The following is a 12699-nucleotide window of genomic DNA, read 5'->3' on the forward strand; positions in this document are numbered from 1 at the left end:
ACCGCTCGCCAGGAAACGACGACATGACAGGGCTGTTCACCCCCCTCGAGCTCCGGAAGAACGTCACCGCCCGCAACCGCATCTGGCTCGCGCCGCTGACGAACATGCAGAGCCACGCCGACGGCACGCTGTCCGACGACGAGCTGCACTTCCTCGCCAGTCGCGCCGACGGGGGCTTCGGCCTCATCGAGACCTGCGCGGCCCACGTCGCGCAGGACGGCAAGGCCTGGCCCGGCGAGCTGGGCGTCCACGATGACGCCATGCTGCCCGGCCTCACCCGGCTCGCCGCGCGTTTGCACGCGGGCGGCGCGCTCGTCTCCTCCCAGCTCTTCCACGGCGGACTCCGCGCGGACCCCGCCGTCAGCGGCATCGAGAAGTGGAGCGCCAGCGCGCACACCGAGGACGGAGCCACCTGCCGCGCCGGCACCGAGGCCGACATCCAGGGCGCCATCTCCGCCTTCGCCCACGCCGCCCGCCGCTGCGCCACCGCGGGCTTCGACTCCGTCGAGCTCCACGGCGCCCACGGCTACCTGCTCTCCCAGTTCCTCAGCACCGTCTACAACCAGCGCACCGACGCGTGGGGCGGCTCACTGGAAAACCGCTCGCGCCTCATCCGCGAAACCGTGCGCGCCGTCCGCCGCGCCGCGCCCTCCCTCGTCCTCGCCGTCCGCCTGTCTCCCGAGGACTTCGGCCAGGCGAAGGGGCTGGACCTGGACGAGACGCTCGACGTCGCCCGCATGCTCGCGGACGACGGCATGGAGGTCCTCCACCTGTCCCTCTGGCGCTCCGCCCTCAACACGAAGAAGCGCCCGGAGGCTCACGCCATCTCCCTCTTCCGCGCGGCCGTCCCCGCCCACGTCCGCATCGTCGTCGCCGGCGCCATCTGGACGCGCGAGGAGGCGGAAGCCCAGCTTGCCCTCGGCGCGGACGCCGTCGCGCTTGGCCGCTCCGCCATCGCCAACCACGACTGGCCCGAGCGCGTCCGCCGGGGAGACGCACTCAACCGCGTCCCCGTCGCTCCCGAGACGCTCCGGGGCGAGGGCCTCTCGGAAGGCTTCGTCAACTACCTGCGGCAGTGGAAGAACTTCGTCGCCGCGTAGAGGCGCCCCAAACGCATGCGGCCCCACTCCCAGTAGGAGCGGGGCCGCGCGCGTCACTTCACCGGCTGAGCGTCGCTACCGCTTCCCACCCTTGGCCGCGCCCGTCACCTTGCCGCCGGTGATGCCCAGGTACTCCTGGAGCGGCTTCACGGACAGGTCCGTGCGCTTGAGCGCCTCCAGCGCGCCCACCGCCATGCGCGCCGCCTGCACCGTCGTGTAGTACGGCACCGAGTGCATCAGCGCCTCGCGGCGGATGGAGAAGCTGTCGGAAATCTCCTGCTTGCCGAAGGTGGTGTTGATGACCAGCACGATTTCCCCGTCGACAATCTTGTCGACGATGTTCGGCCGGCCCTCCTTCACCTTCTGCACCACCTGCGCTTCGATGCCCTTCGTCGACAGGTACTTGCTCGTGCCCGCGGTGACGATGAGCGAGAAGCCCATGTTCCGCAGCCGCCGCGCCAGGTCCACCACCGCGGGCTTGTCGTCGTCCTTCACGGAGATGAACACCTTGCCGCTCTTCGGCAGGCGCACTCCGGCGGCGAGCTGGCTCTTGGCGAAGGCCGACGCGTAGTCGTCCGCCAGTCCCATCACCTCGCCCGTCGACTTCATCTCCGGCCCGAGGATGACGTCTACGCCCGCGAAGCGCGCGAAGGGGAACACGCTCTCCTTCACCGCCACGTGCTTGAACTCGGGCTCGTGCGTCGCGCCCAGCTCCTGCAGCGTCTTGCCCACCATGCACAGCGCCGCAATCTTCGCCATCGCCACGCCCGTGGCCTTCGAGATGAACGGCACCGTGCGGCTCGCGCGCGGATTCACCTCCAGGATGTAGATGGTCTTCCCCTGGATGGCGAACTGCACGTTCATCAGGCCGACCACGCCCAGCTCGCGAGCGAGGGCAATCCCCTGGTCCTTCATCCGCTCCACCAGGTCCGGCGGCAGCGAGTGCGGCGGCAGCGTCGCCGCCGCGTCACCCGAGTGCACACCCGCCTCCTGGATGTGCTCCAGCACCCCGCCAATCATCACCGCGCCCGTGCGGTCCGCCACCAGGTCCAGGTCCACCTCGATGGCATCCTTCAGGAAGCGGTCGATGAGCACCGGGTGCTCCGGCGACGCGCTCACCGCCTCGCGCATGTACCGCTCCAGGCTGGACTGGTCGTAGACCGTCTCCATCGCCCGGCCGCCCAGCACGTACGAGGGGCGCACCATGACGGGGTAGCCGATGCGCTCGGCGACCTTGAAGGCCTCGGCGTGGCTGCGCGCCACCCCGTTCTCCGGCTGCGTCAGGCCCAGCTTCTCGATGAGCTTGGAGAACCGCTCGCGGTCCTCCGCCCGGTCGATGGCGTCCGGCGACGTGCCCAGGATCGGCAGGCCGGCCTTCTCCAGCGGCACCGACAGGCGCAGCGGCGTCTGGCCGCCGAACTGGACGATCGCGCCCACGGGCTTCTCGCGCTGCGACACCTCGAGCACGTCCTCAATCGTCAGCGGCTCGAAGTAGAGGCGGTCGGACGTGTCGTAGTCCGTGGACACCGTCTCCGGGTTGCAGTTGACCATCACCGTCTCGTACCCGGCCTCGCGCAGCGCGAAGGCCGCGTGCACGCACGCGTAGTCGAACTCGATGCCCTGGCCGATGCGGATGGGGCCGCTGCCGAGGATGAGGACCTTCTGCCGGTCCGTCGGAGGCGCCTCGTCCTCCTCCTCGTAGGTGGAGTACAGGTAGGGCGTGTACGCCTCGAACTCGGCGGCGCAGGTGTCCACCCGCTTGAAGACGGGACGGATGTTGCGCGAGTGCCGGTGCGCGCGCACCTCCTCCTCCGGGTAGCCGAGCAGCCTGCCCAGGTACTTGTCGGAGAAGCCGTGCGACTTCGCCTGGCGCAGCTGCTCGTCCGGGAGCTGGTCCAACCGGCCGCACTCCTGGATGGACTGCGCCTCGCGCACCAGCATCTCGATGTAGCGCAGGAACCACGGGTCGATGTTGGAGAGCGCGTGCACGCCCTCCACCGTCATCCCCTCGCGGAACGCCTGCGCCACGAACCACGGGCGCTCCGGGCGCGGCACGCGCAGGGCCTCGCGCAGCACCTTCTCGCGCTCCTCCTTCTCCGAGGGCAGGTCCGGCGACTCCAGCCCCACGCGGCCCAGCTCCATGGAGCGCAGGGCCTTCATGTACGCCTCGGGGAAGGTGCGGCCGATGGCCATCACCTCGCCCACCGAGCGCATGCTCGTCGTCAGGGTCCGGTCCGCGTGGGGGAACTTCTCGAAGTTGAAGCGCGGGACCTTGACGACCACGTAGTCCAGCGTCGGCTCGAAGGAGGCCGGCGTGTCGCGGGTGATGTCGTTGCGCAGTTCGTCCAGCGTGTAGCCCAGCGCCAGCTTCGCGGCGACCTTGGCGATGGGGTAGCCCGTCGCCTTCGACGCCAGCGCGCTGGAGCGCGACACGCGCGGGTTCATCTCGATGACGACCATGCGGCCGTCGTCCGGGTGGATGCCGAACTGGATGTTGGAGCCACCGGTATCGACGCCAATCTCTCGGATGATGGCCAGCGACGCCTGCCGCATGCGCTGGTACTCGCGGTCCGTCAGCGTCTGCGCGGGAGCCACGGTGATGGAGTCACCGGTGTGCACGCCCATGGGGTCCAGGTTCTCGATGGAGCAGACGATGATGACGTTGTCCGCCGTGTCCCGGACCACCTCCAGCTCGTACTCCTTCCAGCCGAGCACGCTCTCCTCGACGAGGATGGTGGAGGTGGGGCTCGCCTTGAGGCCGGAGCGGCAGATGGCCTCGAACTCGTCGCGGTTGTAGGCGATGCCGCCGCCGGTGCCGCCGAGCGTGAAGGAGGGGCGGATGATGGAGGGGAAGCCAATCTCCTCCACCAGCGCCATGGCCTGGGCCAGCGTCGTCGCGTAGCCACTCTTGGGCAGCGCGACGCCAATCTTCTGCATGGCGGCCTTGAAGAGCTGGCGGTCCTCGGCCTTGTTGATGGCCTCGAGCGAGGCACCAATCAAGCGCACGTTGTACTTCTCGAGGATGCCCTGCTCCGCCAGCGCCTTGGCCAGGTTGAGCGCCGTCTGGCCGCCCATCGTCGGCAGGAGCGAGTCGGGCCGCTCGGCGGCGAGGATGCGCTCCGCCGCGTCCACGGTGATGGGTTCGATGTACGTGCGGTGGGCGAACTCGGGGTCCGTCATCACCGTGGCGGGGTTGCTGTTGAGCAGCACCACCTCCACGCCTTCGTCCCGGAGCGCCTTGATGGCTTGAGTACCGGAGTAGTCGAACTCGACGGCCTGCCCGATGACAATCGGGCCCGAGCCAATCACCAGAACCTTGCGGATATCGGTACGTTTAGGCATCGGGCCGCCCCCATACCAACCTCCGCCGCGACATGCACGGACTGTATTCGCGGCTGTCCGCTCGCATGGACTCCGGACCCGTCCGGCGCCGTCTGCTACGCTCCGCCCCCTTTCGGAGGTTCCATGCGCCGCAGGCTCCTGGCCCTGTTCTTCTCCCTCGCGTCCCCTGCCCTCGCCCAGGCTCCCGAGACTCCCACGCCCGCGCCCACGGAGCAGGCTCCCGCTCCCGCTCCCGCGTCGGCGGCGCCCGCGACGCCCACGCCCACGCCCGCGGTGCCCACGACGCCCACGCCCGCGGTGCCCACGCCCACGGCGCCCACGCCCGCGGCACCAGCTCCCACGAAGCCGGCTCCCACGAAGCCGGCTCCCACACCCATGGCGCCTGGCGGCCCCTCGCTTGACCTCCCGCCGGACCTGCCCAAGCGGCCCATGGACGAGACGCCCTTCCCCGAGCTCCCCCGCGAGGAGCGAATCCGCCGGGACATCCAGGAGGACTCCCGCTTTCTCTTCCAGAGCCTGATTACCGGTGACGTCCGGAGCACCGCCAACGAGCTGTTCTACCCGTTCCAGCTCGAGGACAAGCGCTACGCCACCCCGGAGGAGCTGGTGATGGCGTGGGTGAAGCAGCTCCGGCTCAAGCGCACGGACCTCATCACGCTCTACGACATCGAGGTGCTGCCGCTCGTGGAGATGGAGAATAAGTACGGCAAGGCCCCCGCGCGGCTGGGGCTGGATTTGCGCGCGGAGAAGGACCTCTGGTTCGCGGTGGGCAACCTCTCCGGCCACCCCGCCGTCTTCATCTACCGCCCCTACCGCGACGAGTTCCGCGCCTTCGCGTACACGGACTAGCGCAGGGCCTGGACCAGCTCGCCCAGCCGCCCCAGCCCCTTCTGCAGGACTTCGCGCGAGGTGGCGAAGCTCATGCGGATGTAGCCCTCGGCGCCGAACGGGTCTCCCGGCACGGCGGCGACGCGGAACTCGTCGAGGAGGATTTCCGACAGCTGCATGGAGCCCGTCACCGGCTTGCCCTTGAAGTCGCGGCCATACAGGCCGCGCACGTCCGCGAACGCGTAGAAGGCGCCCTCCGGCATGCGGCACTTGATGCCGTCCAGCGCGTTGAGGCCGCCGACGAACATGTCCCTGCGCACTCGGTACTCCGCGGCCATGGCGGCGACGGTGTCCGACGGCCCGTTGAGCGCGGCGAGCGCCGCCTTCTGGCCGATGGACGAGGCGTTGGACGTGGACTGGTCCTGCACCAGCTGCATGGCGGCCACCAGCGGCCGGGGCCCCGCCACGTAGCCCATGCGCCAGCCCGTCATCGCGTGGGACTTGCTGAGGGCGTTGGTGACCACCAGCCGGGGCACCAGGTCCGGGGCCACGTCGCTGATGCCCAGGCGCTCGTCGGTGTAGAGGAGCTTCTCGTAGATGTCGTCCGAGATGATGTAGCAGTCGTGGGGGCGCAGCACGTCGGCGATGCCCTGGAGCGCGGCGCGCGAGTACACGGCGCCGGTGGGGTTGCCCGGGCTGTTGATGATGACGGCGCGCGTGCGCGGGGTGAGCGCGCGGCGGATGGCGTCCGGGTCCGGCGCGAAGCCGTCCTCCTCGCGCGTGGGGACGATGACGGGGGTGGCGCCCGCCAGTCGCACCATGTCGGGTAGCTGACCCAGTAGGGCGCGAAGATGATGACCTCGTCGCCCTCGTCCAGCACCGCCTGGCAGAAGTTGTAGAGCGCCTGCTTGCCACCGGACGTCACCAGCACCTGCTCCGGCGTGTAGCGCAGGCCGTTGTCGCGCTCGAGCTTGCGGCAGACGGCCTCGCGCAGCTCGGGGATGCCGTTGGTGGCGGTGTACTTGGTGAAGCCCGCGCGGATGGCGTCCACCGCGGCCTGCTTCACGTAGTCGGGCGTGTCGAAGTCAGGCTCTCCGGCCGCCAGCACCACCACGTCCACGCCCTGGGCGGCGAGCGCCTTGGCGCGCGAGTTGAGAGCGAGCGTGGGAGACGGCTTGATGGCCTGGAGCCGGCGGGCGAGTTTCATGCCCTTCTGCGTAGCGCGGGAGCGCCCGGCCCCACAAGTGGAGAGAGGGGCTACGTCTTGCCGGCGAACTTCGCCTTCAGCTTCTGATGCACATTGTCCGGGACGAGCCCCGTCACGTCGCCGCCGAAGGAGGCCACCTCCCGGACGAGCTGCGAGGAGATGTAGAAGTAGTCCTCACCCGTCATCATGAAGACGGTCTCGATGTCGGGCGCCAGCTTCCGGTTCATGTTGGCGAGCTGGAACTCGTATTCGAAGTCGGACACTGCCCGCAGGCCGCGGATGATGACGCCCGCGTTGCGCCGCCGCACGTAGTCCACCAGCAGCCCGTGGAAGGCGTCCACCTCCACGCGCGGGTCATTGCCGCACGCGTCCTGGATGAGCTGACGGCGCTCGTCCTCGGTGAAGAGGGGTGTCTTCTTCGGGTTCACCGCGATGGCCACGATGAGCCGATCGAACATCTTCAGGCTGCGCTGGATGAGACTCAGGTGCCCGTTGGTGAGCGGATCGAACGAACCAGGATAGATGGCGACCGGCATGCAACAGAGAGTGTCGGACGCCCCATCGGGCCGGTCAAGGAATGGTCAGGGCGCCCGGTAGAAGCTCACCAGGGTGTCCCCGAAGCGGCGCTGGTCTTCCCGGGTAAGCCCGCCATGGGCCTCCGGCGCGGCCTCCCGCTTGTCGTGCTCCACCACCACCATGCCGGCGGGCGCCAGCACCCCTGCGCCCACCACCCCGTCCAGCACCGTCTCCACCACCCGCGCCGCGTAGGGCGGGTCCGCGAAGATGAGCTCGAAGCGCTCCCCGCGCTTCTTCAGCGTCTCCAGCGCCCGGGACGCCGGCTGCGCGAGCAGCTCCACCTGGGAGGTGAAGCCCAGGTGGTCCGTGTTCTCGCGGCAGAGGGCCTGGGCCTCTCGGTCCTGGTCCACCAGCACCGCCCGCCCGGCGCCGCGCGACACGGCCTCCAGCCCCAGCGCCCCGGTGCCGGCGTAGAGGTCCAGCACGGCCTGGCCGTCCAGGAACTGGCCCAGCATGTTGAAGATGGTCTCCCGGACGCGGTCCGCCGTGGGACGGATGTGCATCGACGTCGGCTTGGGGCCGGCCAGCGCGCGGCCCTTCGCGGTCCCTGCCACGATTCGCATGGGGAAGGCTTCTACACCGGCCCGGGGCTAATCGCCCCGGTTCTGCGCCAGGAAGCGCATGGACGTCCCGCCCGAACGTGTGGCGCCCAGGGCGGAGACCACCTCCGCCGCCTCCGCGAAGGACAGCGCCTCCAGCCTGTCCCGTGCGAGCTGCGTCAGCGGAGGCAGTTGCTCCTCCAGGACGCTGAGCAGCTCCCCCGGGGGCAGCCCGGCGGCCACGGCCTTCTCCTCCACGCTGGCCCGGACCTCCGGAGGCCAGGCGCCCAGGGCGAGCCGCTCGAAGGCGCCCACGCAGTCCACCTTGCGCACTCCGGCCGCGACATAGGTGGGCAGCGCGTGCGGGATGCCGGCGACGACCTCCCCCACCGTCACCACCGCGTCGTAGTCCGCGGCCAGGTCCACCAGCCGCCGCAACAGCGCCACGTCCGGCTCGCCCTCACCCAGCGCGGCTTCCGTCACGCGGACGAAACGCACCGGCACCTTCCACTGCCGCAGCCCCTCCAGCAGCGTCCGGTACGCGTCCAGCGGGTCCGCGCTGGAGGCGGCCGGGGCCGTCAGCTCCAGCGACAATTCCCGCTCCGACACCGGGCCCGCCAGCACGTTCAGCGCCTCCACGGCCGCGTAGGAGTCCAGGCGGGACAGGTCCAACGACACCAGCGTGAAGCCCGCGTCCACCACGCGGAACAGGCCCTCTTGAAGCGGCCCCAGCGCGTCCCCATCCACGCGGGAGATGCGCACCGGGCCGGCCTGGAGGAAGAGGGGCCGCGAGTGCTCGGCCTCCACCGCCGCCTCGTGCACGGCCGCGACGAAGCGCTCCGCCGCGCCCCGGTCCGCCAGCGGGTGCGGGCACGCCAGCCCCAGCACCGCGTCCTCCGCTCGCGCGGCGCGCAGCAGGCCCGGCAGCGCCCCCTTCGCCTGCACTGGCAGGCATGGCAGCGCCACCGGCTCGCGCACCAGGGCGCGCAGCAGCTCACGCGGGTTCAGCAGCGGAATGCGCGAGCCGGCGCCCACCCGGGCCACCGTGTTCCCCGGCCGCAACGACAGCACCTTGTCCAGCACGCTCATGGGCCGCGGAGGATTGTCCGCCCGTACCACCGGTGCAAGGCGAACCGGCCGGGAGCGTCCGTTCCGCTACGGGCGCCTGCCCGGAAGGGCGGCCACGGCCGGTGTCCCTGGCGACCGGGGGGACGGAGCCTCAGTGGACCTCGCCCATATGGGCGTAGGTCTCGCTCTCGATCTGGATGGTGGTGTGGTCGATGCCGAACCGGTCGTACAGGTCGTGCTTCACCGCCGAGAGAATCTCGTCGTTGTTGCAGACCATGGGGTCCTGCACCACGAGGTGCGCCGACAGCGCGTAGACGCCGCTGGAGATGGTCCACACGTGCAAGTCGTGAACGGCCGTCACGCCGTTCACCTTCAGCATGATGTCCCGGATGTGGGCCATGTCCACGTGCGCGGGCACCGCCTCCATCAGCACATCCACCGCGTCGCGAACCAGCCGCACCGCGCCCACCACGATGACCACGGAGATGACCACCGAGATGATGGGGTCCACCACGTACCAGCCGGTGAACCACATGATGCCCGCGCCGATGAGCACGCCCACCGACGAGAGCGTGTCCCCCAGCACGTGGAGGAACGCGCCCCGCACGTTCATGGAGTGCGTGCGGTGCAGGAAGCCCAGCGCGCCCAGGTTCGCCAGCAGGCCCACCGTGGCCACCAGCGCCATGGGCTTCAGGTCCACCGGCGCCGGGGCGCGGAAGCGCTCGTACGCCTCCACCAGGATGAAGACGGTGATGGCCAGCAGCATGACGCCGTTGAGCAGCGCGCTGAGGATCTCCATCCGGTAGTAGCCGTACGTCTTCTTCACGTCCGCCGGCTTGCCCGCGAACCAGAGGGCCACCAGGCTCAGGCCCAACGCGGACACGTCCGTCAGCATGTGGCCCGCGTCGGACATGAGGGCCAGCGAGTTCGTCAGCCAGCCTCCCACCGCCTCCGCCAGGGCGATGGTGGCCGTGAGAATCAGCGCGAAGAGGAGCCGGCTCCGGTCCTTCCGCCGCTCCTCCGCCAGGCTCCCCTTCCGGGGGCCGTGCCCATGACCGTGCCCATGCCCATGATGATGGTGGTGATGCGAGTGGTCATGCCCTTCGCCGTGCTCATGCTCGTGGCCATGCCCGGATCCATCGCGCGTGTGAGTGGAGGTAGTCACGGGAGAGAGGGGTGCGGATAAAGCCCGTTCATGGGGTATGAGGGACGAGGATTCGAGTTCCGGCGACCCGGTGTCCCCAGCCCCGAGCGAGGGGGCACACGGAGGTAGGGATGGACTTCGAGAAGCACCTGGGCCTGCACACCATCATCATGCTGAGAGATGTCATCCGCAAGTGGTGGCAGCTGGAGCTCTCGTGGGCGGACAGGCACGGTGTCGTGCACGACTGGCAGCGCGGCGAAATCGTCCCTCCGCCGAATGACTTCTGCCGCATGTCGCTTTCCTCCAAGGAGGGACTGCGGCGCTGCGGCCAGTCGGTGAAGGTGCTGCACGAGAAGTTCAAGGCGGGAAGGAAGCTGCGCCGCGCAATCTTCCACGACTGCCACCTCAACTTCACCATCGTCGGCGCCCCGCTCTACATCAACAACGAGTACGAAGGCTTCCTCTTCGTCGAGGGCTTCGCCCGCCAGCCCCTCACCGCGCGCGACGCGGAGGCGCTCAAGGCGAAGATGCTCCCGTTCGCCCCGCCCCACTCGGACCTGGACCGCGCCGAGGACCGCGTGCCCGTGATGGACGGCTCCGAGCTGAGCAAGCTGTCCGACCTGCTCGAGTTCGCGGTGACGGAGATCGCCAACCACGAGGTGGAGCTGGCGCGCCGGGAGGACCCGCAGCAGTCGCTCTCCTCCGACCTGAGCGACCGCTACCGCTTCGAGAAGATCATCGGGCGCTCCGGGCCGATGATGGAGGTCTTCCGGTTGATGGAGAAGGTGGCCAACTCCGACTCCACCGTCCTCATCAACGGCGAGTCCGGCACCGGCAAGGAGCTGGTGGCCCGCGCCATCCATCACAACGGCCCGCGCAAGGACCAGCCCTTCGTGGTGCAGAACTGCTCCGCCTTCAACGACAACCTCCTGGAGAGTGCCCTCTTCGGCCACACGCGCGGCTCGTTCACCGGCGCGCTGCGGGACAAGAAGGGCCTGTTCGAGGTCGCCGACGGCGGCACCTTCTTCCTGGACGAGGTGGGCGACATGTCCCCCGCGCTCCAGGTCAAGCTCCTACGCGTGCTGCAGGAGGGGACGTTCCTCCCCGTGGGCGGCACCCAGCTCAAGGAGGTCAACGTCCGCGTCATCGCCGCCACCCACAAGGACTTGAGCGAGCTGGTGAAGCGGGGCGAGTTCCGCGAGGACCTCTTCTACCGCATCAACGTCATCCGCCTGCAGCTGCCGCCCCTGCGCGAGCGCCGCGACGACATGCCCGTCCTCATCGACCACTTCCTGCGCAAGCACCACCGCGAGGGACAGCGCGCGCGAGGGCTGGCCGCGGAGGCGCTGGCCATCCTCGGGGCCTACTCGTGGCCGGGAAACATCCGCGAGCTGGAGAATGAAATCGAGCGGCTGCTCGTGCTGGGCGGAGATCTGGAGACCATCCCCGCCGAGATCATCTCCAGCCGCATCCGCGACGCGGTGGTGCCCGGCGGCGGCCCGTTCATCCCCCCGCGCGCGCACGGCAAGCTGCACGAGGCGGTGGAGGCGTTGGAGCGGGAGATGATTCAACAGGGCCTCTCGCGCACCCGCTACAACAAGAGCCGGCTGGCGCGCGAGCTGGGCATCAGCCGCTCCAACCTCATCCTCAAGATCGCGCGCTACGGCCTGGACAAGGGCCTGCCCGAAGACGAGGCCGAGGTGAACGAGGCATGAGCCCCGAGGCGCTCTACTTCCGCCAGGACCGGCTGCGCGTGCCGGATGGCGCGGAGCTGTACTACCAGGTCACCGGTGACGGCGTGCCGGGCATGGTGCTGTGCGACGGCCTGGGCTGTGACGGCTTCGCGTGGAAGTACCTGTCCCCCTTCCTCGCGCGGCGCCACCGCGTGCTGCGCTGGCACTACCGGGGCCATGGCCGCTCCGGAATCCCGGATGACCGCACGCGCATCGGCATGCTGTACACGTGTGATGACCTGCGCCGCATCATGGACGCCGCGGGCCTGGAGCGGGCCGTCGTCTTCGGCCACTCCATGGGCGTCCAGGTGGCGCTGGAGTTCCACCGCCGCTACGCCAGCCGCGTGAGCGGGCTCGTCCTGGTGTGCGGCAGCTACGGCAACCCGCTGGACACCTTCCACGACTCCACCGTCCTCAAGCGCCTGTTCCCGGTCATCCAGCAGGTGGTGGAACGCTACCCGCAGCAGTCCGCGCGCCTCATCCACGCCGCGCTCCGCACGGAGCTCACGGTGCAGCTCGCCATCAGCCTGGAGATGAACCGCGAGCGCATCGCCCGCAACGACCTGGCCCCCTACTTCGACCACCTGGCCCGGATGGACCCCGTGGTCTTCGTGCGCACCCTGGACTCGCTGTCAGAGCACAACGCCTGGGACCACCTGGCCCACGTGGACGTACCCACGCTCGTCATCGCCGGCGAGCGCGACAGGTTCACCCCCGGGTGGATTTCCCGGAAGATGGCCGCCCAGATTCCGGGCGCGGAATTGATGCTCATCCCCGAAGGCACCCACACCGCCCCACTGGAGGCGCCCGGGCAGGTGGAGGTACGGGTGGAGCGCTTCCTCCGCGAGCGGCTGGGCGTGCGCACGTCCGCCAGCTCGCATCCCGCTCCTCTAGAGGCGCAGGCCCCGTCCCCGGCGCCCGGGCCGGCGGCGGTTCTCCCCTCCGGCTCCTGAGCTTCGTGGCGGCCGGGTGACGGCCCCCGTGTGGGAGAAATGGCGCTGCTCAGACGTTGAAGGTCGGGAGCGCGAAGCCCACGTTTCCAGGGGGCGGACACCGGCAGCCCGGCTGGTGGGCGTCCGCGCTCATTGCAGGAGACGCACTCGCGGCATATAAGCGCCCGCCTTCCGGGTTCCAGTGGGGTTCGGAAGCCCCGGGCGTTTCG

The 12699-nt window shown here is 69.7% G+C and carries 9 protein-coding genes and 1 pseudogene; 4 read left to right on the plus strand and 6 right to left on the minus strand.

Translation table 11 applies throughout. The annotated features are described in order from the left end of the window. Positions 1-23 precede the first annotated feature (23 nt). Positions 24-1100 (plus strand): NADH:flavin oxidoreductase, encoded by a 1077-nt coding sequence (locus tag OV427_RS00360; protein WP_267854133.1) that lies wholly within the window; start codon positions 24-26, stop codon positions 1098-1100. Positions 1101-1175: 75 nt separating this feature from the next. Here the strand turns inward: OV427_RS00360 and carB are convergent, their stop codons facing one another. Beyond that, positions 1176-4442: a carbamoyl-phosphate synthase large subunit gene (carB, locus tag OV427_RS00365; protein ID WP_267854134.1), complete on the minus strand. Its 3267-nt coding sequence runs from the start codon at positions 4440-4442 to the stop codon at positions 1176-1178. 123 nt (positions 4443-4565) lie between these two features. On the opposite strand from carB, the gene OV427_RS00370 reads away from it, so the two are divergent. Then, entirely contained in the window at positions 4566-5291 is a 726-nt protein-coding gene (locus tag OV427_RS00370; protein WP_267854135.1) for a hypothetical protein, read from the plus strand. Here OV427_RS00370 and OV427_RS00375 read toward each other — a convergent pair. From OV427_RS00375 to OV427_RS00395, 5 genes and pseudogenes are all read right to left on the minus strand, one after another. Beyond that, a pseudogene (locus OV427_RS00375) lies at positions 5288-6390 on the minus strand (pyridoxal phosphate-dependent aminotransferase). The gene OV427_RS00370 and the pseudogene OV427_RS00375 overlap by 4 nt on opposite strands. Positions 6391-6527: 137 nt before the next feature. Further along, complete coding sequence (gene coaD / locus OV427_RS00380; protein WP_267854136.1) at positions 6528-7013, minus strand: pantetheine-phosphate adenylyltransferase; 486 nt, start codon at positions 7011-7013, stop codon at positions 6528-6530. 45 nt (positions 7014-7058) lie between these two features. Next, on the minus strand, positions 7059-7616 hold the full coding sequence (rsmD, locus tag OV427_RS00385; RefSeq protein ID WP_267854137.1) for a 16S rRNA (guanine(966)-N(2))-methyltransferase RsmD: 558 nt from the start codon (positions 7614-7616) through the stop codon (positions 7059-7061). A gap of 27 nt (positions 7617-7643) precedes the next feature. Then, on the minus strand, positions 7644-8681 hold the full coding sequence (locus OV427_RS00390) for a hypothetical protein (RefSeq protein WP_267854138.1): 1038 nt from the start codon (positions 8679-8681) through the stop codon (positions 7644-7646). Between the two features lie 130 nt (positions 8682-8811). Further along, positions 8812-9825 carry a cation diffusion facilitator family transporter gene (locus OV427_RS00395; RefSeq protein WP_267854139.1) on the minus strand — a complete coding sequence of 338 codons (1014 nt, stop codon included), beginning with the start codon at positions 9823-9825 and terminating at the stop codon, positions 8812-8814. Positions 9826-9935: 110 nt separating this feature from the next. Here OV427_RS00395 and OV427_RS00400 point away from each other — a divergent pair, with 110 nt between their 5' ends. Together OV427_RS00400 and OV427_RS00405 are read left to right on the plus strand one after the other, a co-directional pair. Continuing rightward, complete coding sequence (locus OV427_RS00400; RefSeq protein WP_267854140.1) at positions 9936-11519, plus strand: sigma 54-interacting transcriptional regulator; 1584 nt, start codon at positions 9936-9938, stop codon at positions 11517-11519. Then, positions 11516-12490, plus strand: coding sequence for an alpha/beta fold hydrolase (locus OV427_RS00405; protein ID WP_267854141.1), 975 nt, complete (start codon positions 11516-11518; stop codon positions 12488-12490). The genes OV427_RS00400 and OV427_RS00405 overlap by 4 nt, the downstream gene beginning before the upstream one ends. The last annotated feature ends 209 nt before the right edge of the window (positions 12491-12699 follow it).

This window comes from Pyxidicoccus sp. MSG2, from assembly GCF_026626705.1.
GTDB lineage: Bacteria > Myxococcota > Myxococcia > Myxococcales > Myxococcaceae > Myxococcus.

Excerpts from the sequence above, each read along its gene's own strand:
- OV427_RS00400 (WP_267854140.1), top strand. The coding sequence starts at position 9,936 with ATGGACTTCGAGAAGCACCTGGGCCTGCACACCATCATCATGCTGAGA.
- OV427_RS00390 (WP_267854138.1), bottom strand. The coding sequence starts at position 8,681 with ATGAGCGTGCTGGACAAGGTGCTGTCGTTGCGGCCGGGGAACACGGTG.
- coaD (WP_267854136.1), bottom strand. The coding sequence starts at position 7,013 with ATGCCGGTCGCCATCTATCCTGGTTCGTTCGATCCGCTCACCAACGGG.
- OV427_RS00370 (WP_267854135.1), top strand. The coding sequence starts at position 4,566 with ATGCGCCGCAGGCTCCTGGCCCTGTTCTTCTCCCTCGCGTCCCCTGCC.
- rsmD (WP_267854137.1), bottom strand. The coding sequence starts at position 7,616 with ATGCGAATCGTGGCAGGGACCGCGAAGGGCCGCGCGCTGGCCGGCCCC.
- carB (WP_267854134.1), bottom strand. The coding sequence starts at position 4,442 with ATGCCTAAACGTACCGATATCCGCAAGGTTCTGGTGATTGGCTCGGGC.
- OV427_RS00360 (WP_267854133.1), top strand. The coding sequence starts at position 24 with ATGACAGGGCTGTTCACCCCCCTCGAGCTCCGGAAGAACGTCACCGCC.
- OV427_RS00405 (WP_267854141.1), top strand. The coding sequence starts at position 11,516 with ATGAGCCCCGAGGCGCTCTACTTCCGCCAGGACCGGCTGCGCGTGCCG.